The sequence below is a fragment of the Pseudarthrobacter raffinosi genome (assembly GCF_023913735.1).
In the GTDB taxonomy this organism is placed as follows: Bacteria; Actinomycetota; Actinomycetes; order Actinomycetales; family Micrococcaceae; genus Arthrobacter; species Arthrobacter raffinosi.
The window spans coordinates 62,254-80,899 of record NZ_JAMXBH010000004.1 but is presented as its reverse complement, the minus strand read 5'-3'; the positions used below and the strand labels follow the sequence as shown (position 1 = coordinate 80,899).

Genomic DNA, 18,646 nt, shown 5'->3' with positions numbered 1-18,646 from the left:
CGCCATGACCCTGAGCACCTCACACCGCCAGCCTCTCGCCGACGAGGTCACCGCCAAACTCCGGCAGATGATCCACTCCGGCGAGTGGCCCTTGGACCAGCGCATCCCCTCTGAACCGGAACTGATGCAGCGCCTGGGCGTCTCGCGCGGCACGTTGCGCGAAGCCATCAAGGCCCTGGCCCACAGCGGGATGCTGGAGGTCCGCCGCGGCGACGGCACCTACGTCCGCGCCACCAGCGAGATGTCCGGCGCCGCCCGGCGCATGTACCAGGACCACACGGACGAACACATCCTCGAGGTCAGGCTGGGCCTGGATACCCAGGCGGCGCGTCTTGCCGCCCGGAATGCAACGGCCGACGACGTCGCCGCACTGCGTGCCGTGCTCGCCACCCGGGAAGTCGCCTGGAACGCCGCAGACTTCGAGGGTTGGGCCCGGGCGGACTGGGACTTCCATGCGCGCGTTGCCCGGGCCTCTGGGAACCCGCTGCTGCACGAGCTCTACGTCAGTTTCGGTGACGTGTTCCACCAGGACCTGCTCAAGCAGCAACGCAAGGGCCGGCTTGACGGTCTTACGCACGAGGGCCATGGCGCCCTGGTGGACGCGATCGAGGCCCACGATGCCGACGCCGCAGTGGCCAGCGTCAACCAGAACCTGAACACCTGCGCGGAGTGGCTGCGGGCGTAATCCCGTCCTGCGTGGTGGCCCAACTAGGTAGCACTAAGTGTCGTTATGAGCGCTCATAACGACACTTACTGCTACCTACTTTCAGGGGCGCGCGAAGGTGTGGTTTCTCCGCGGGCCAGCCCCATCAGTAGGCTTACTACCTGACGCAGGAAGTTACGCCCCGGGTGCCTCCCGCATCCCGGGTGCCCGCCGATGACCAGGAGTTTCCATGTCACGAGCAACCCACCAGGCCCCGAACGAAGAAACCCCGAGCGAAGTGACACCGGCGAAGCCTCGGGAGCGGAAGCCGCCCGGCGCGCTGTGGGCCGACGGGCTGGGAAGAGTGGGTATCCGTTCGGCCCAGGTCCTGCTGATCCTGGCAGTGGCCGTGGTCTCTGTGTACGCCCTGATGCAGATCAAGCTTCTGGTCATTCCGGTCCTGATCGCCCTGATCCTTGCCGCGGCCATCGGCCCGTTCGTCAACGTGCTCCGCCGCCGCGGTCTGCCGGGCGCCGCGGCCACGGGACTGGCGTTTGTGGCGCTCCTGCTCCTGCTGGCCGGCGTTGGGACGGTCATCTACTTCTCCGTCCGGAGCCAGTGGGCCGAGCTGGCGCAGCAGGCCTCCTCGGGACTGGACGAGCTGGAGCAGTTCCTGCTCACCGGTCCAATTCCGATCGACCGGGAGCAGCTGAACCAGGCACGGGAGGGGATCATCCAGTTTGCCACCAGCAGCCAGGTCCGCTCGGGTGCCATCACCGGACTGTCCGTGGTGACAGAGTTCCTGGCCGGAAGCGCACTGATGGTGGTCATCCTGTTCTTCTTCCTCAAGGACGGCGCCAAAATCTGGAACTTCTTCCTGCGACCCTTCAGCGGGCAGCGGGAAGCAAAACTCCGCCGGGTGGGCAGCCGCACGCTCGAAGTCCTGGGCGGCTACGTCCGCGGCACCGCCATCGTGGCCCTGGTGGATGCCGTGGCCATCGGCGCGGCACTCGTGATCCTGCAGGTTCCACTGGCGTTCCCGCTGGCCATCATCATCTTCATGACCGCTTTCATCCCGCTGGTGGGAGCCACGGTTGCCGGCATCCTCGCGGCCCTGGTGGCCCTCGTGGCCAACGGTCCGGTGGTGGCGCTGATCGTGGTGGCCGTGGTGATCGCCGTGAACCAGTTGGAGGGTGACCTGCTGCAGCCGATCGTGATGGGCAAGTCGCTCCAGCTTCACGCACTGGTGATCCTGATGGCCCTGACTGCCGGCACCATCCTGGCGGGCATCATCGGCGCGGTCCTGTCTGTCCCCATGGCGGCCGTCATCTGGGCTGTCATTCAGGTGTGGACCGCTGAGGATCCGAACCTTGAGGACATGAATCCGGACCTCCCGCCGCCCAACAGCCAGCCGGTCTGAGCCGGCTCTTCAAAATCGAGGCGCCTATTCCCTGGCGCGCTGGAAATATCGGGCGCGCCAGCTCTTCTGCGCATCGCCAGCCGCTTTGCGCGTCGCAAGCACAGCGCCCGACGACGGTCCGGCACCTGGGTGCCGAACCGCCGTCGGGCGTCACCGCGTCTTAGTACTGCCGCTACCGCTTAGGGGCGGAGGCCCTGGAACACGTTCTTGGGCCGCTGCATCTCGCCGTGCTTGGCACCCAGGACAATCACCGCGGCAGCGAAGGCCGGGACGGCCCACTGCAGCACCTTGAGCTGCTGCTGAGCCGACTGCAGTTCCTCGGACGCACCGGGATTCGGCTCGGTGGCGCCCCGCGCTCCCTCGTCCGCGAGCCTTTCTACCTTCTTGCCAAGGATGCCGGCGTAGAGTGTCACGGCGGCACCGGCAACCGTGACCGCCGTCTTGATCGCGGTATCGCGGGCCACACCGTCCTGCTTCGCGATGCGTCCCTTGTTTTCCCACGCGATGGCGAGGTCAGCCACCAGGTGCGCGGCGAAAGCCGCAGTCTGGATCGGAGCCCACTTCATCCAGCCCGCGCTGGAAAGACGGGTACGTTCCGTCGGATCCTTGGCCTCCGCCGTCGCCCCGTTCAGACCAATGGCTCCCATCAGCGCGCCGCCGAACCATGCCGCAGCGCTCAGATCGTGAACGGACCGGGCAACAAGATTTCCTGCCATGATGTGGTTTCCTAACGTCGAACTGGTTCCGAAATGCCGCTGGTGCGGTCTGTACTGGCTGTGCCCCGTAAGGTCATTGACAAGCTATGATAAGCACACTTACCACTGTTACGAAACCCCGACTTCCACCATGGTTGCGCGTAATATCTTCGCAGTAGACAGACGCACATGACCTGGCCCGGAGCCGGCACACTGCACGCCTAAAGACCGACGAACGGCAACAATGGCAGACGGGGAATCCAGCATCAGCGAGGCGGCAGACGCCGTCGAGGAGGCGTCCGACACCAAGGCGCTGGACGTTGTGGCGCGCTCGGGTTTTGCCGTGATGGCCCTGCTCCACATCATTGTTGGCGTCATTGCCATCGCCCTGGCCTTCGGTCAGCCGGGGCAGGCGGAAGCCACCGGTGCCATCGAGCAGCTGGGCGCCAACCCGTGGGGACCGGCCGTGCTGTGGTCGTGTGTGGTGGCGTGCACCGGCCTGGCGTTGTGGCAACTGAGTGAAGCCACCCTGCGTGCCCGGCACCTGCCCAGTGCGAAGCGCTGGGGAAAACTGATCTCGTCAGGATGCCTGACCATTGCCTATGGCAGCGTGGGGCTCAGCTTTGCGGGGTTCGCCGTGGGAATTCGCGGAGACTCGGGAGACACCACCCGGGATTTCAGCACCGCCCTCCTGGATGCGCCGTTCGGGCTGCCTGTGCTGGTGGCGGTGGGCCTGACCACGATGGGCGTCGGCGTCTACTTTGTGGTCAAGGGTGTCCGGCGCGGGTTCAAGGACGAGCTCTTCCGGTTCGAGGGCACCCGCCGCGGCAGGCTGATTGATACCTTGGGCGTAACGGGCCACGTGGCTAAGGGAATCGCGCTGAACCTGGCCGGGCTGTTGTTTGTGATCGCCGCCGGGAAGCAGAGTCCCGAGGAATCAACCGGTCTGGACGGCAGCCTGAAGGCACTCCGCGACCATCCGTTCGGCCCGCACCTGCTCGTCGCCATCGGGGCGGGCTTTATCTGCTACGGCCTGTTCGCGCTGGTCCGGGCCCGTTTTGGCAGGATGTAGGGCCCCGGACGAAAAAGCGCGAACCGGCAGCTAATGACCTCAAATTTGCGGTTTGCGGTCATTAGCTGCCTGTTCGCGCTGTTGTGCGGGTGCTGGCTCGGACTAGACGTTCGCGGCCACGCCGTCGCGGGAGATGGCAACCATGTCCTCGCGCGGCACCACCTTGATGCGCTCACGCTTGACCTCAACACCGTGCGAACCGCCGGCCTCCGTGGCCGCGGCACCAAGGGCGAGCTCGTGCGCGTCCAGCGCGAGCCAGCCTTCCCAGCTGGTGAACTTCACCCCGCGGGCGTCGAGGAGTTCGACGACGGCGTCCGCCTCGGGAACAGCGGCGACCGGCAGGTTTTCGCGGTCTTCCATCAGGTACGTCACGGTCTCGAGTGCGTCGCCCTTGGTGTGGCCGATCAGGCCTACCGGTCCGCGCTTGATCCAGCCGGTGGCGTAGATGCCCGGCACGTGGGTGCCGGCGGCATCCAGGACGCGGCCGCCGTCGTTCGGTACCACGCCCTTCTTGTGGTCGAATTCGATCTCCGGGAGCGCCGAACCGAAGTAGCCGATCGAGCGGTAGACGGCCTGGACCGGGTAGTCCACGAACTCGCCGGTGCCGCGGGCGTTGCCCGTGCCGTCCAGCTCGGTGCGCTCGAACTTCATGCCGGCAACCTTGCCCGGCGCCACGGCGTCGTCGTAAATTTCCACCGGGCTGTGCAGGAAGTGCAGGTGCAGGCGGCGGGAGGCGGTCAGCTCGGAAAGGTCCTCGGGCTGCTCGGCGATCCAGTTGGTGAGGGTGCCCACCATGGTTTTGGTCTGGTTGTTGCTCTGGATCTGGCGGTCCGATTCCTCGTCGAACTCGAAGTCCTCGGCGTAAAGGATGATGTCCACGTCCTTGGAGTGGCTCAGTTCGCGGAGCTCCAGCGGCGTGAACTTGACCTGGGCCGGGCCACGGCGGCCGAAGACGTGCACGTCCGTGACGGGCGAGTTCTTCAGGCCTGCGTAAACGTTGTCCGGGATTTCGGAGACCAGCAGGTCGTCGGCGTGCTTGGACAGGACACGGGCCACGTCCAGGGCCACGTTGCCGTTGCCGATCACGGCGATTTCCTTGGCGTCCAGCGGCCATTCGCGGGCGACGTCGGGGTGGCCGTCGTACCAGGAGACGAAGTCCGCTCCGCCGTAGGAGCCGTCCAGCTCGATGCCCGGGATGTTCAGGTCCGCGTCCTTGATGGCGCCGGTGGCGAAGATGACGGCGTCGTAGTGCGTGCGGAGGTCCTCGATGGAGATGTCCGTGCCGTAATCCACGTTGCCGAAGAAGCGGATGTCGCCGCGGTCCAGGACCTTGTGCAGGGCGTTGACGATGCCCTTGATGCGCGGGTGGTCCGGGGCCACTCCGTAGCGGATCAGACCGTAGGGTGCCGGGTAGCGGTCAAAGAGGTCGATGCTCACGGTGAGCTCGCCGCTCTTGACGGCTTCGCTCTTGGTGAGGATGTCCGCGGCGTAGACGCCGGCCGGGCCGGAGCCCACAACGGCAACGCGCAGCGGACGCTCGGCAGATCCTACGGAGGTGCTTGATGACACGGCTGTGTTCCTTTTGTTCGTACCGGCCCAACTAGGTAGCACTAACTGTCGTTTTGAGGGCTCATAACGACAGTTAGCGCTACCTAGTTGGGTGGGTGGCTAGGTGGTGAGGGCTCTTGCGGTGGTGCGGGGGCTGTTCGGGGTGGTGGTGCTGTAGTCCGCTGTCTTGAAGTGCGACGGCGCGAACGGGCTGACGCGGACAACGTCGCCGATCACAATCACGGCAGGATTTGCGACGCCGGTGGCTTCCGCCTGGTCGGCGATGGAACCGAGCGTGCCGATCGTCACGCGCTGATTCGGCAGATAGCCGTTCTCAACGATGCCAACTGGAGTGTCCTGAGGCAAACCGGCGCCGGCCAGGGCAGCGGCCGAATCCCGAAGTGCGGCCACGCCCATCAGCAGGATGATGGTGTGATCTGCCCGGGCGGAGACCTCGGACAGCTCCTCGTGGCCGGTGACCACACTGAAGCCCTTGGCCAGGCCGCGGTGAGTCACGGGGATGCCGGCGGCGGCCGGAACGGAGATCGCGGACGTCACGCCGGAGACAACTTCAACCTCGACGCCGTGCTGCCGGCAGTATTCGGCTTCCTCGCCGCCGCGGCCCAGGACGTACGGATCGCCACCCTTGAGCCGGACCACGCGGTGCCCCATCAGGGCTTCGTCCACCAGGATCCGGTTGATCTCGGCCTGCGGCACGGGATGGTGGCCGGGGGTCTTGCCCACTTCGATCACGCGGACGTCGGGGGCAAGTTCGTTGAGCAGTTCGCGCGGGCCGAGGCGGTCTGCCACCACAACGTCGGCCTGGCCGAGCAGCCTGCGGCCGCGGACGGTGATGAGGCCGGTGTCGCCGGGACCGCCACCCACAAGGGCCACGGAGCCCGCAGACGCACGACGGCGGCGCAGCGGGAGGTCGCCGGTTTCCAGTGCGGTGGCGACGGCGTCACGCAGGGCCATGGCACGGCGCGGGTCTCCCCCGGCGTTCACGGCGATCTGCACGTCATCCACCACGGCGACGGCGGGCGTCCACGCGGCTGAGGCTTCGTGGTTGGAGGCGTTGACGCACCAGATGCGCTGCGCCTCGGCGTCGACCGACACCTGGGTGTCCACGGCGGGATCGCCGGTGGCCGTCTGGACGAACCAGACGCCGTCGACGTCGGACGCAAGGTATGTGCGCGGCTCCCAAGTGAGGAGGCCGGCGTCGGCCAGTTCGCGGAGCGCGGCGGAGGCAACGGGAGCCACGACGGTGACCCGCGCACCGGCGTCGAGCAGACCCTTGGCGCGGCGGGCTGCCACGGGGCCGCCGCCCACCACCAGCACGGGGCGGCCGAGCAGCCGCAGTGCTGTGGGGTAAATATCCTGAATTGCCATGAATCAACGGTAGGGCCGCGTCGTTTCACCAACAACGGCAGCGGAAACACCAGTTCACGTAGGGTAACGGGGCGTCACATTCGGTGCTGCCCGGTTCGGGGCTACTTCACGGCGATGAGCTCGATCAGCCGGATGTTGGGATCCCTGGCCAGGAGGCTTGGGCCGTGTTCGCCGAGCGCCGCCGGGATGGCACCGTTGAGATGCTCCTGCCGCGCTTCCTCAGTCTCGAAGGTGTCGAAGATGCCGAAGGTGTTTTCGTCGACGCGGAAGGCGTACCAGGTTTTAGTGCCCGGCTCGGTGGCCACGATGTCACGGCCTCCGCTGAGGAAGTCCCAGACGTCCTGCTCCTTGCCCGGCTTGGCCTCGACCAGTGCCAGTACTCCAAAGTTAAGCGCCATTGCAGTCTCCTCAAGAACATCAGCGGAATCGGCCGCCTGCCGGCCTATTCCAGAGTCTAGGAAGATGCCCGGACCAGAACAAGGGTCCGACGGAATGAAGGAGTCCGGTGAGGGCGTCGCCCTGTGAGTCCCGGCTATTGGCCGTACAGTCCAGTACTGAGATAGCGGAAGCCGGAGTCGACCATGACGGTGACAACGGTTGCGTCTGGACCGAGCTGTTCGGCCACACGCAGCGCGGCCACGACATTTCCTCCGGAGGAGGTCCCGGCAAAGATGCCTTCCTCGCGGGCAAGCCGCCGGCTCATCGCCATCGCTTCGTCGGATGAGACCCGTTCAATCGCATCCACCTCCGCTGGCTCCCAAAGCGGGGGAATAAAGCCGATGCCGGTCCCCTCGATCCGGTGCGAGCCCGTCGGGCCCCCGGAGAGTACGGCAGACTCGGCCGGCTCGACGGCGACGACCCGCAGCCCGGGAAGGTGGGCGCGAAGGGCACGCGCCGTGCCGTGGATCGAGTGGGCGGTGCCGACGAACTGGACGAAAGCGTCGACGCGGCCATAGGACTGCTGCCAGATTTCCTGGCCCAAGGCGAGGTAACCCGTGATCGCATCCCGGTTGTTGAGCTGGTCGCAGGCCCAATGGCCCGGCTGCGCGCTCAGTTCACCCGCCCGGGCGATCATCGCTTTGATCAGCTGCTCCGTGATTTTTCCGTGGTCGCTTGGCACGTCCTCGACCGTTGCTCCGAGCGCCTCCATGGTGCGGCGCTTCTCATCGCTGAACGCGTCCGAAAAAACGACGTGGAGCCGGTAACCTTCGGCTGCGCAGACCAACGCGAGCGAGATGCCTGTTGTCCCGGCAGTGTACTCGACGACGGTGTCACCCGGGCTGAGGTCGCCGCGGGCTTCTGCACCCCTGATCGCGGCCACGGCCATCCGGTCCTTCATGCTCCCGGTAGGGTTCGCAAACTCCAGCTTCGCGAGCACCCTGGCCGATCCCGCCGGTACCACTTTGCCCAGCTCGATCAGTGGCGTAGAACCTATCCCCGCCAGTACGCCCCCGCCTGCCCCCACCGCACGTTCCATGGTCTTCCTCACATCGCGCAACGCCCGCCCTGATGACTCCGGATAAGTCCCAAGATATACCCCTCAGGACCGAGAGCCGCGTCATATTCCCTGCTCAGGCCGCCGACGTCCGTCAGCCAGACCAGGGATTCAATGCCCGTGGCGCTGCGGATCGCCAGGACCAGCCGTTGAATGTCCTGGCCGGCCCATTGGCCCTGGAGCGGGGCAAGCGCCTCCGAGATCCAGGCGATCGCACGCCCCTGCCGCAAGGGCAGGCTCCGGGCCCGTCCCCCGGCTGCTCCAGGGAAAGCCTCAACATGGTCCGCTGCTGCGCCTCGGTTTCGACGATCATTCTGGTGAACTCCACCACCACGGCATCCAGCCGCTCCGCGACGTCTTCCCGTTAAGGACGCTTCATGCTGTCCAAGGGCCCGCCAGGAACCGGCCACGGTGCGCGATTAGGCGTTGCAGGTAACCGCGGAGAATCAGCCGCTCAGCGAGGCGCCCCCGAATGCCGAATGGCGCGGTGAATTCGACGCGGTCCGTCATGATGCTGCCAGTCTCAGTGGCCTGGAACTCATGGACATGGCGGAATGACTTGAACGGCCCCCTGACCTGATCATCCGTGAAGCTGGCGGGAAACTCCAGCGCTGTGATGCGGCTGGTCATGGTTAGCGGAACGCCGAAGTGCCGGGCCCGCCAGGTCACTTCCTGGCCTTCATCGATCAGCCCGGACATGACTCCCGCAATGGCCCGCTCCCCCGCACCCCGCTGCGAGTCCACGTGGGCGTCAACGCTGCGCGCGAGGTCGAACAGACGCTCCGGGGGCAGTGCGGACTCGGTGCGGCACACGAAGCTTACGGTCATGGCGCCAGTCTGCCAGACCCACATTGGTCGCGGAAGCAGCAGCAGAGCCCGACGGCGGGACTCGCCGTCGGGCTCTGCTGTTAGGTTTCGCGGGGGTTGGGTTTTGCGGGGCGTTGCCGGTGCGGCCTAGCGGGTGCTTCCCGAGAGGAGGCCTCGGCTGCGGAGGAGGCGCTTCTCGATCGGCGCGAACACCAGCAGCTCAATGAGGATACCGACGGCCAGGATCAGCAGGATTGCGGACATCACGATAGTCATGTCGGCCAAGTCGCGGCCCTGGTTCAGCATGGAGCCGAGGCCGAAGCCGATGGTGCCGCCCACGGCGATGATTTCCGCGGCCATAAGCGACCGCCAGGAGAACGCCCAGCCCTGTTTGAGCCCGCTGAGGTAGCCGGGCAGCGCGGCAGGCAAGATGATCTGTACGGCCATCTGGAAACGGTTCGCACCCAGGACGGTGCCCACCCGTCGGTACTGCGGCGGGATCTGGTCCACGCCGGAGATCAGCCCGTTGATGATGGACGGGATCGCACCCATAAACACCACGAAGTAGACCGTGGCGTCAGTAAGCCCAAACCAGATGATGGCCGCGGGCACCCAGGCTACGGACGGCAGCACCTGAAGGCCGGAAATCAGCGGCCCGAAGGCACGGCGCAGCGGCGCAACCTGGGCCAGCAGCAACCCCACCGGCGTGGCAATGGCAACGCTGATCAGGAACCCGACCAGCCCGCGCTGCAGCGAGGTCCACACCGCTTCCTGCAGTTTGGCCTCACCCCAGAGGATGCCGATCTGGCCCAGGACGTCGAGCGGACCGGGCACAAGGTCGCGGCGCTTGAGGCCCAGGGATACGTAGAACTGCCAGATCAGGACAAGGACCACGAGGGCCGCGACGGGCAGAAGCACACGGCTCCAGTCGATACGGTGCTTGCGCGCGGCGTCGGACTGGAGCGAATCCAGCCCGGCCTCGAGCTCGCGCAGGTCCTCATGCCCGGTGGAAGTTCGGGTCAGGGCGGCGTGGACTTTGCGGGTTTCCGGCTTGCTCTCGACCACCGGTTCGGTCTCGGCGAGGGGCGTGGGGTTATTTGGCATGGCGGCGAATCTCCTCCCGCAGCCGGGCGGTGATGACCCCGGTCAGCTGTCCGGCCAGGCCGGCGTCGGTTCGGTGTTCCTCGGTGACGGCCCATTCCTGGACCACGCGGCCGGGCCGGGACGACAGCAGCAGCACACGCTGGCCCAGCCGCACGGCCTCGCGGACGTTGTGGGTCACAAAAACGATTGTCCGCCCGGTTTCCTTCCAGATTCGTTCCAGCTCGTCGTGCAGCAGGTCGCGGGTGATGGCGTCCAGGGCGGCAAACGGCTCATCCATCAGCAGCAGCTGCCGGTCCTGCGACAGGGCACGGGCCAGTGCCACGCGCTGGCGCATGCCGCCGGAAAGCTCGTGCGGACGCTTGTCCCCCGCCTCGCCGAGATGCACCAGCTCGAGCAGCTCGTTGGCCTTGATCCGGCGTTCAGCCTTCCCCACACCGCGCAGCTTCAGGGCCAGCTCGATGTTCTCCCGCGCCGTCAGCCAGGGGAAGAGGGCAGCGTCCTGGAACATAAAGGCTGCTCCGTCGCTGGGTACTTCAAGGGCGCCCGACGTCGGGACCTCCAGTCCCGCCATGATGTTCAGCAGGGTGGATTTGCCGCAGCCGGATGCACCGAGGAGGGCTACGAATTCGCCCGCGCCGATATTGGCGTTGACGTCGTCCAGCACCGGGGCGCCGTCGCCGAAGCGCTTGCCCAGGTTTTCCAGTACGACTGGCATGGTCCCGTCCTTAAGTAGTTGGTGCGGTAGGTGGCGGTCAGTCCTGGCCGAGGCCGGCCGCGGAGGCCCGTTCGGCGGTCCCGGTGACTTCGTTCAGGGCACGGAGGTCGAACAGTCCGGTGATGTCCGCCTGCTTCGTGGTGCCGGCTTTCACGCCGTCTTCGAGGAGCATGGGGTAGGTTCCCGCGAGCGGATCCACCGTGAAAACCACGTTCTGCAGGGCTCGGTCAAGGACATCGGCGGGAAGCGCCGCGCCTGCCGATTCCTGCAGGGCGCCGTTGATGACACTTGTTTTCTCTGCGGCAGGCGCGTCATTCAGCCAGGCCACGGACTCCACGTGGCCGCGCAGCAGGGCTTTCACGGTGTCCGGGTGCGCGGCGGCGAACTTCTTATTCACAATCAGGATGGTGGTGGGGAACTCGCCGGCCTTGCCGGAATGCGAGCCGTCCCAGAGGTCCTTTTCGTCCACCAGGACCTTGGCTCCGGCCTGGAGCACCAAACGGGACGCCCACGGCTCAGGCAACCACGCGCCGTCGAGCTTTCCATCCTGGAACAGTTTCAGCGTCTGGGCGTTCTCCGTGGGGTTGATTGAAACGTCGCCGCTGCCGTCCACGTTGGTCTTGTAGCCCTGCGAGCCGAGCCAGGCGCGAAGCGCCACGTCCTGCGTGCCGCCCAGCTGAGGCGAGGCCAGGGTCTTGCCCTTGAGCTCGGCCGCCGAGTTGATTTCCGGACGCACAACCAGCTGCGCCCCACCCGCTGCGGCGCCCGCGATGACGCTGACGGACTCCCCCTCGCTCTTGACAAACGAGTTGATCGCGGGATTCGGGCCGATGTATGCCGCGTCGATGGCGCCGGCGTTCAGGGCCTCAATCGCGGCAGGCCCGGCGTTGAAAGTTTCGGTGCTGAGCTTGGTGTTGCCCAGATTCCGGGCGAGGATCCCCTGTTTCACGCCCACCAGGGCCGGGGCATGCGTCAAGTTCCCGAAGTAGCCAAGCTTCAGTTCTGCGGCCGGAGTGGGCGACGGGAGGGCTGCCTCTGCCGCAGTATTACGGGAGATGGACGACGCCACAACGGCACCGGCGGCGATCAGGAAGACGAGCCCGATGGCCAGGGCCGCCTCGATGGCACGCTTGCGCTTGGGTACGGCGCTTTCGCCTGCCACGATGCGGGTCATCCCGGGCTTGGAACTAGTCATTGTTTCACCATAGGGAGTGACCTAAACCCATTCAATGAAGCAGAAACGGGGGGTCACGCGGGTTCATGCAGCGTCACATTCCGGGCCCGGCTCAGTCCCCTTTGACGTTGACCAGCTGCCGCAGTTTGTGGCGCACCGTGACCAGGTCCGCCGCGTCCCTCATCACCACATCGATGGGTTTGTACGCCGCCGGAATTTCGTCGATGAACGCCTCGGTTGCCCGGAATTCGATGCCCTGCATGGCCGTCTTCAGCTCGGCCAGCGAGAACGTTTTTCGGGCAGCCGTCCGGGAGTACTCGCGGCCGGCCCCGTGCGGGGAGGAGTTCAGCGAGACGGGGTTCCCCAGCCCCTCCACTACGTACGACGCCGTCCCCATGGACCCGGGGATAAGTCCCGGATCGCCGTGCTCGGCTCTGATCGCCCCCTTCCGCGATACCCACACGGATTTGCCGTAATGGGTCTCCTGCTGGGTGAAGTTGTGGTGGCAGTTGATCCGCTCGCGCTCCTTGACATGGCCGCCCACCCAGTGCCCGAACTGCGTAATGACGCGGTCCATCATTTCCTCGCGGTTGAGGAGGGCGAAATGTTGGGCCCAGCGTAGTTCCTTGATGTAGCGGGCGAACTCGCTGGTACCCTCCTCCAGGTAGGCGAGGTCCGGGTCAGGCAGCCTGGTCCCGCGCTTCCGGGTCACCTGCTGGGCGACGCCGATGTGGTGCTGCGCGATCTTGTTGCCCACGCCCCGCGAGCCCGAGTGCAGGAACAGCCAGACGGCGTCGGTTTCGTCGGCGGAGACCTCGATGAAGTGGTTGCCTGATCCCAGCGAGCCCAGCTGAAGCTCCCACTTGGCCAGATACTGGGCCGGGTTGAAGCCGGCCTGCGCCGCGAGCTTCCGGAGCTCGGCGAGGCGCGGTTCGGCAGTGTGCTGGACGCTCCTGTTGTTATGCCCGGCGGACAACGGAATGGCCCGTTCGATGTCCTCGCGCAGCCGTTTGCGGTCCTTGGGCAGGTCCTTGACCGAGTACCGGGTCCGCACGGCGATCATGCCGCAGCCGATGTCCACGCCCACGGCGGCCGGGATGATGGCGCGCAGGGTGGGGATCACCGAGCCGACGGTGGCGCCCTTGCCCAGGTGCGCGTCCGGCATCAGGGCAAGGTGCGGGTAGATGAACGGCAGCGTGGACGTGGCCAGCGCCTGCTCGCGGGTCTTGGCGTCCAGGATCGAGGCCCAGCTGATGAGCTTGCTGTTGATGGTCTCCACGCCGCGCCTCCCACTGTTAAGGATACGGAAACGACGAAACCGCGGCTTGTTCGCAAAACCGGCCCGTGAAGGCCAGAATCTGCGAACAAGCCGCGGTTTTCGGCAGAAACTTAGATAGAGTAGCGCTCGTCCTCGTGGTCGCCCGGGTGGTCCTTGACGAGGCCCGCGGCCAGCGTGTTGCCGTCCAGCGGGTCGATGACGAGGAACGCGCCGGTGCGGCGATGGTGCAGGTAGTTCTCCAGCGGCAGCGGCGCGGCGAGCCGGAGCTGCGCGTGGCCGATGTCGTTCAGCTCCAGGCTGGACGCGCCTTCGAGCTTGAACGTGGCCAGGTCCAGCTTGCCGCTGACGCTGCGGACCAGCGCCTGGACGGTGCGTGTGCCGTGCTTGACCAGCACCTTGGCACCTTCCCGCAGCGGCTTCGGCGACAGCCAGCACAGCGCGGCGTACAGGTCGGCGGTGGACTCGCGGACGGTGCCGGAGGCGGCGATCGTGTCACCGCGGGCCACGTCGAACTCATCCGCCAGGCGGATCGCCACGGACTGCGGGGCGAACGCTTCCTCCAGCGAATCACCGGCGAAATCGATGCCAATCACCGTCGTCGTGCGCGGAGCCTGGCCCGGTGTCAGCACGGACACCGAATCCCCGACTTTCACCGAACCCTCGGTGATCTGGCCGGCGTACGCGCGGTAGTCACGGTAGGCCTCAACGTCCAGGCCGCCGGCAACGGCGTCGGGAGCCAGCGCACCCTGCGGCCGGATGACCAGCTGCACCGGGAAACGGAAACTCTCCAGCTGCGTGTCGATCTCGTCTGCGGCGGGCAGGGTCTCGAGGACCTCCAGCAGGGCGGGACCGTCGTACCAGGGGGTGCGCTCGGAACGGTCCACCACGTTGTCGCCGTCGAGGGCGGACACCGGGATCACCAGCAGGTCATCGATGTGGTCCGCGCTGCCCAGCTCGGCGGAGCCGATGCCCAGTTCGCGGGCCACCTGCTGCACATCGGCCTGGATCTCACGGAACACGGACTCGCTGAAGTCCACCAGGTCGATCTTGTTCACGGCCACAATCACGTGCGCCACCCGCAGCAGCTGCAGCACGGACAGGTGCCGGCGCGTCTGCTCCAGGACACCCTTGCGGGCATCAATGAGTACGACGACGGCATCCGCCGTGGACGCGCCGGTCACCGTGTTTTTGGTGTACTGAACGTGCCCGGGGCAGTCCGCCAGGATGAAGCTGCGGCGGTCCGTGGCGAAGTAGCGGTATGCGACGTCGATGGTGATGCCCTGCTCGCGCTCTGCGCGCAGGCCGTCGGTCAGGAGGGCCAGGTCGATGCCGCCTGCCGCGCCGCCGAAGCCTCGGTCCGCGGAGGTGCGGGCAACGGCGTCGAGCGTGTCAGCAAGAATCGCCTTGGAATCGTGCAGGAGACGGCCCACCAAAGTGGACTTCCCGTCGTCGACCGATCCCGCGGTGGCGAAGCGGAACAGCGTGGTGGGCAGGGCCTCGTTGATTGAGCCTGTCGAAATCAGGGTTTCGACAGGCTCAACCACCGGCGTATTAAGAGTGCTCATTTAGAAGTAACCATCCTTCTTGCGGTCTTCCATGGCTGCCTCGGAGATGCGGTCATCTGCACGGGTGGCGCCACGTTCGGTGATGGTGGAGGCGGCAACTTCGATCACAACGTCGCTCACGGTGGCTGCGTCCGATTCAACGGCACCGGTGCAGGACATGTCGCCCACGGTGCGGTAGCGGACGGTTTTGACGATGACTTGCTCGTGCGGCAGCGGCTGGGAAACTTCGCCGACCGCACGCCACATGCCGTCGCGGGCAAACACTTCGCGGTCGTGGGCGTAGTACAGGCCCGGCAGCTCGATGTTCTCGCGTTCGATGTAGCGCCAGATGTCCAGCTCGGTCCAGTTGCTGATGGGGAACGCGCGGACGTGCTGGCCCACAGTGTGGCGGCCATTGTAGAGGTTCCACAGTTCGGGGCGCTGGTTGCGCGGGTCCCACTGGCCGAATTCGTCGCGGAGGCTCAGGATGCGCTCCTTGGCGCGGGCCTTGTCTTCGTCACGGCGGCCGCCGCCGAAGACGGCGTCGAACTTGTTCTGCTGGATGGCGTCCAGCAGCGGGACGGTCTGCAGCGGGTTGCGGGTGCCGTCGGCACGCTCGGCCAGCTCGCCGCGGTCGATGAACTCCTGGACGGAGCCGACGACGAGCTTCAGGCCAAGGCGCTCCACCGTGCGGTCGCGGAAGTCGATGACCTCGGGGAAGTTGTGACCGGTGTCCACGTGCAGGACGGGAAACGGGACCTTGCCCGGCCAGAAGGCCTTGGTGGCCAGGTGCAGCATCACCACGGAGTCCTTGCCGCCGGAGAACAGCAGCGCCGGCTTCTCGAACTCGGCGACGACTTCGCGGATGATGTGGATCGCTTCAGACTCGAGGGCGTCCAGGCTGGAGAGGCGCGTGGATACGGCGGCTTCAGTCACCTGGGTGGTCTCCTCAGTTAGGAAAGTGCTCATACGTGTAGTCCGCATTCTGTCTTGTCGGTGCCTGCCCAGCGGCCGGCGCGGGGGTCGTCTCCGGGCGCCACCTTGCGGGTGCAGGGCTGGCAGCCAATGGAGGGGTAACCCTGGGAAAGCAGCGGGTTGACGGGCAGGAGGTTGTCATCGGAGTACTGGACCAGCTGGTCGAACGTCCACGCGGCCACCGGGTTGACCTTGACCAAGCCGTTGACTTCGTCCCAGGTCACCAGCGGGGTGTTCGTCCGGGTGGGAGCCTCGTCGCGGCGGACGCCGGTGAACCAGAGTTCGTAGCCGGCCAACGTACGGCGCAGCGGGGCCACCTTGCGGAGGGCGCAGCACTGGGCGGCGTCGCGGGCAAAGAGGTCCTTGCCCAGGAGCCGGTCCTGCTGTTCCACGGTGTTCTCGGGAAGGACGTCCACCACGTTGACGCGGAGGTTCGCGGCCACCTCGTCACGCGTGGCGTAGGTTTCCGGGAAGTGGTAGCCGGTCTCCAGGAACAGGACGTCGACGCCGGGCATCTGGTCAGCGACCAGGGCCGGCAGGACGGCGTCGGCCATGGAGCACGCGACGGCGACCGCTGAGAGGTCGAAGTTGCGCTCCACCCAGGCGATCACGTCGCGGGCCGGGGCGTCCCAGCCGAGCTCGGCAGCGCCGGATTCGGCGATGACCTTCAGCTCGTCGTGGGTGCGGAGGACGTTGGCAGGTTGAGTGTTGCTCACTGGAGGGCCTCCTCGTCTGCTGCGTGGGCCCATTCGGCGAAGGTCTGGCCTTCGGCGCGCTGGGCCACGAACGTGCGGACGACGCGTTCCACGTAGTCCGGCAGGTCCTCGACGTACACCTTCAGGCCGCGGACGGTGCGTCCCAAACCAGCCTCTTCGCGGCTGTTGGAAGCCAGCCCGCCGCCCAGGTGGACCTGGAAACCCGGGGAGGGGTCGCCGTCGGGCGTTGGCAGCATCATGCCCTTCAGGCCGATGTCCGCGGTCTGGATGCGGGCGCAGGAGTTGGGGCAGCCGTTGATGTGCAGGGACAGCGCGTGCGGCAGTTCGCCGGACTCCGCGAGGTCCGCCAGGCGGCGTTCCAGTTCAGCGACGGCGGTGGCGGCCGTGACCTTGGTTTCCACGATGGCCAGCTTGCAGTATTCGATGCCGGTGCAGGCGATGGTGCCGCGGCGGAACACGGACGGGCGTGCGGAGAGGCCTAGGGCATCCAGCTCGGCAACCAGCGGTTCCACGTGATCCTTGGCAACGTCCAGCACTACGAGTTTCTGGTGCGGGGTGGTGCGCAGGCGGTATGAGCCGCGGGCCTCGAGGGTGTCCGCGAGCTTGATCAACTGAGCGCCGGACAGGCGGCCTGCCAGCGGGGTGGCGCCGATGAAGAACTTGCCGTCCTTCTGCTCGTGCACACCGATGTGGTCGCCCGGAGTGGTGGGCTTGGGCGCGGCGGGCCCGTCGGCCAGCTTGTAGCCCAGGTATTCATCCTCGAGGATCTGGCGGAATTTCGCCGGTCCCCAGTCGGCCATCAGGAACTTCAGGCGGGCCTTGGTGCGCATGCGGCGGTAGCCGTAGTCGCGGAAGATGCTGGTTACGCCGAGCCACACTTCGGCGGCTTCCTCGGGCTTCACGAAGGCACCGAGGCGCTTGCCGAGCATCGGGTTGGTGGACAGCGCGCCGCCCGCCCAGAGGTCGTAGCCGACGCCGAGTTCGGGGTGGCGGACTCCCACCAGGGCGAAGTCGTTGATCTCGTGCACCACGTCCTGGCTGGGGTGGCCGGTGATGGCGGTTTTGTACTTGCGCGGCAGGTTGGACAGCAGCGGGTTGCCGATGAAGCGCTCCCCCAGCTCCGCGATAAGCGGCGTGGGGTCGATGATCTCGTCCTTGGCGATGCCGGCCACGGGCGAGCCCAGGATGACACGGGGCACGTCGCCGCAGGCCTCGGTGGTGGACAGGCCAACACCCTCAAGCCGGTTCCAGATCTCGGGGATGTCCTCCACGCGGATCCAGTGCAGCTGGATGTTCTGGCGGTCCGTGAGGTCGGCGGAATCCCGGCCGAAATCAACGGAAATCTGGCCGATGACACGCAGCTGCTCGGTGGTCAGCGCACCGCCGTCGATCCTGACCCGGAGCATGAAGTACTTGTCTTCCAGCTCGTGCGGCTCGAGCGTGGCGGTCTTGCCGCCGTCGATCCCGGGCTTGCGCTGGGTGTACAGGCCCCACCAGCGGAAGCGGCCGTGCAGGTCCTGGCTGGGGATGGCGTCGAAGCCGTCCTTGGAGTAGATGGTCTCGATACGCTCGCGCACGTTGAGGCCGTCGTCTTCCTGTTTCCAGGTTTCGTTGGCGTTCAGCGGGGTTTTGCCGTCCACTTTCCACTGCCCGTGCGGCTTTGCAGCGGGGCGGGAGGCACGCGCGGGGCGCTTGGCGGCGGCGGGGTCCACGGACGCTCCGGCTAGAGCTGTATCAGTCATGCATCGACTGTAGGTGCCTGCCGAAGCGCGTCACAAAGGTCCGGAAACGGGAGGTCACCTAGGGAAACAATTCGTCACGAACCGCCGGAGGCCCTTGAAGATGCCCGGCTGCTGTGCTTCGACACGTGATTGTTCTTAGACGCCGATGGCACCCTCGACCCATGGACGAGGGTCGCGGCCAGGGGTAGCCCTGGGCTTGCCTTAGCAGAATTTCTGAATAAGTCAATATCTGCTGTTGGTCGCGCCTTTCGCGCTGCTAGCTGGGAAGTTGCGCAGAGTTTGGCCCCCGTAACTACTGGGAACCTGGGGCCGTTATCGGTCGTGGCGG

The 18,646-nt window shown here is 66.4% G+C and carries 18 protein-coding genes; 3 read left to right on the top strand and 15 right to left on the bottom strand.

All coding sequences use genetic code 11. The features are described from left to right. Positions 1 to 4: 4 nt before the first annotated feature. Positions 5 to 685: a FadR/GntR family transcriptional regulator gene (locus NG698_RS04865; RefSeq protein ID WP_252608411.1), complete on the top strand. Its 681-nt coding sequence runs from the start codon at positions 5 to 7 to the stop codon at positions 683 to 685. A 208-nt stretch (positions 686 to 893) separates the two neighbouring features. Beyond that, the gene (locus tag NG698_RS04860) at positions 894 to 2,063 is read left to right on the top strand and encodes an AI-2E family transporter (RefSeq protein WP_252608409.1); all 1,170 of its coding nucleotides are present in this window, start codon (positions 894 to 896) and stop codon (positions 2,061 to 2,063) included. Between the two features lie 179 nt (positions 2,064 to 2,242). On the opposite strand, the gene NG698_RS04855 is transcribed toward NG698_RS04860, so the two are convergent. Continuing rightward, positions 2,243 to 2,779, bottom strand: a complete 537-nt coding sequence (locus NG698_RS04855) for a hypothetical protein (protein WP_252608407.1) — start codon at positions 2,777 to 2,779, stop codon at positions 2,243 to 2,245. 223 nt (positions 2,780 to 3,002) lie between these two features. Between NG698_RS04855 and NG698_RS04850 the strand changes: the two genes are divergently transcribed. After that, on the top strand, positions 3,003 to 3,830 hold the full coding sequence (locus NG698_RS04850; protein WP_252608406.1) for a DUF1206 domain-containing protein: 828 nt from the start codon (positions 3,003 to 3,005) through the stop codon (positions 3,828 to 3,830). A gap of 102 nt (positions 3,831 to 3,932) precedes the next feature. On the opposite strand, the gene NG698_RS04845 is transcribed toward NG698_RS04850, so the two are convergent. The 14 genes from NG698_RS04845 to NG698_RS04780 form a co-directional block, all read right to left on the bottom strand. Continuing rightward, entirely contained in the window at positions 3,933 to 5,399 is a 1,467-nt protein-coding gene (locus NG698_RS04845) for an FAD-dependent oxidoreductase (RefSeq protein ID WP_252608404.1), read from the bottom strand. A gap of 99 nt (positions 5,400 to 5,498) precedes the next feature. Then, a complete protein-coding gene (gene cobA / locus NG698_RS04840) occupies positions 5,499 to 6,767 on the bottom strand; it encodes a uroporphyrinogen-III C-methyltransferase (protein WP_252608402.1) in 1,269 nt (422 codons plus the stop codon). A 101-nt stretch (positions 6,768 to 6,868) separates the two neighbouring features. Next, positions 6,869 to 7,165: a putative quinol monooxygenase gene (locus NG698_RS04835; RefSeq protein ID WP_252569815.1), complete on the bottom strand. Its 297-nt coding sequence runs from the start codon at positions 7,163 to 7,165 to the stop codon at positions 6,869 to 6,871. 134 nt (positions 7,166 to 7,299) lie between these two features. Beyond that, entirely contained in the window at positions 7,300 to 8,244 is a 945-nt protein-coding gene (locus NG698_RS04830) for a PLP-dependent cysteine synthase family protein (protein ID WP_252569818.1), read from the bottom strand. Between the two features lie 8 nt (positions 8,245 to 8,252). Beyond that, positions 8,253 to 8,492 (bottom strand): hypothetical protein, encoded by a 240-nt coding sequence (locus NG698_RS04825; protein ID WP_252573537.1) that lies wholly within the window; start codon positions 8,490 to 8,492, stop codon positions 8,253 to 8,255. 145 nt (positions 8,493 to 8,637) lie between these two features. Then, the gene (locus NG698_RS04820; protein ID WP_252608400.1) at positions 8,638 to 9,090 is read right to left on the bottom strand and encodes an SRPBCC family protein; all 453 of its coding nucleotides are present in this window, start codon (positions 9,088 to 9,090) and stop codon (positions 8,638 to 8,640) included. A 126-nt stretch (positions 9,091 to 9,216) separates the two neighbouring features. Continuing rightward, on the bottom strand, positions 9,217 to 10,173 hold the full coding sequence (locus NG698_RS04815; RefSeq protein ID WP_252608398.1) for an ABC transporter permease: 957 nt from the start codon (positions 10,171 to 10,173) through the stop codon (positions 9,217 to 9,219). Continuing rightward, positions 10,163 to 10,888 (bottom strand): ABC transporter ATP-binding protein, encoded by a 726-nt coding sequence (locus NG698_RS04810; protein WP_141141322.1) that lies wholly within the window; start codon positions 10,886 to 10,888, stop codon positions 10,163 to 10,165. The genes NG698_RS04815 and NG698_RS04810 overlap by 11 nt, the downstream gene beginning before the upstream one ends. 37 nt (positions 10,889 to 10,925) lie before the next feature. Next, entirely contained in the window at positions 10,926 to 12,062 is a 1,137-nt protein-coding gene (locus tag NG698_RS04805) for an ABC transporter substrate-binding protein (protein ID WP_252608644.1), read from the bottom strand. A gap of 112 nt (positions 12,063 to 12,174) precedes the next feature. Continuing rightward, entirely contained in the window at positions 12,175 to 13,341 is a 1,167-nt protein-coding gene (locus NG698_RS04800; RefSeq protein ID WP_252608396.1) for an RtcB family protein, read from the bottom strand. Positions 13,342 to 13,451: 110 nt separating this feature from the next. After that, on the bottom strand, positions 13,452 to 14,906 hold the full coding sequence (locus NG698_RS04795; protein WP_252608394.1) for a sulfate adenylyltransferase subunit 1: 1,455 nt from the start codon (positions 14,904 to 14,906) through the stop codon (positions 13,452 to 13,454). Next, entirely contained in the window at positions 14,907 to 15,854 is a 948-nt protein-coding gene (gene cysD / locus NG698_RS04790) for a sulfate adenylyltransferase subunit CysD (RefSeq protein WP_252608392.1), read from the bottom strand. Further along, a complete protein-coding gene (locus NG698_RS04785; RefSeq protein ID WP_374209903.1) occupies positions 15,851 to 16,609 on the bottom strand; it encodes a phosphoadenylyl-sulfate reductase in 759 nt (252 codons plus the stop codon). The genes cysD and NG698_RS04785 overlap by 4 nt, the downstream gene beginning before the upstream one ends. Then, a complete protein-coding gene (locus NG698_RS04780; protein ID WP_252598531.1) occupies positions 16,573 to 18,318 on the bottom strand; it encodes a nitrite/sulfite reductase in 1,746 nt (581 codons plus the stop codon). Before NG698_RS04780 ends, NG698_RS04785 begins: the two co-directional genes overlap by 37 nt. Positions 18,319 to 18,646: the final 328 nt, after the last annotated feature.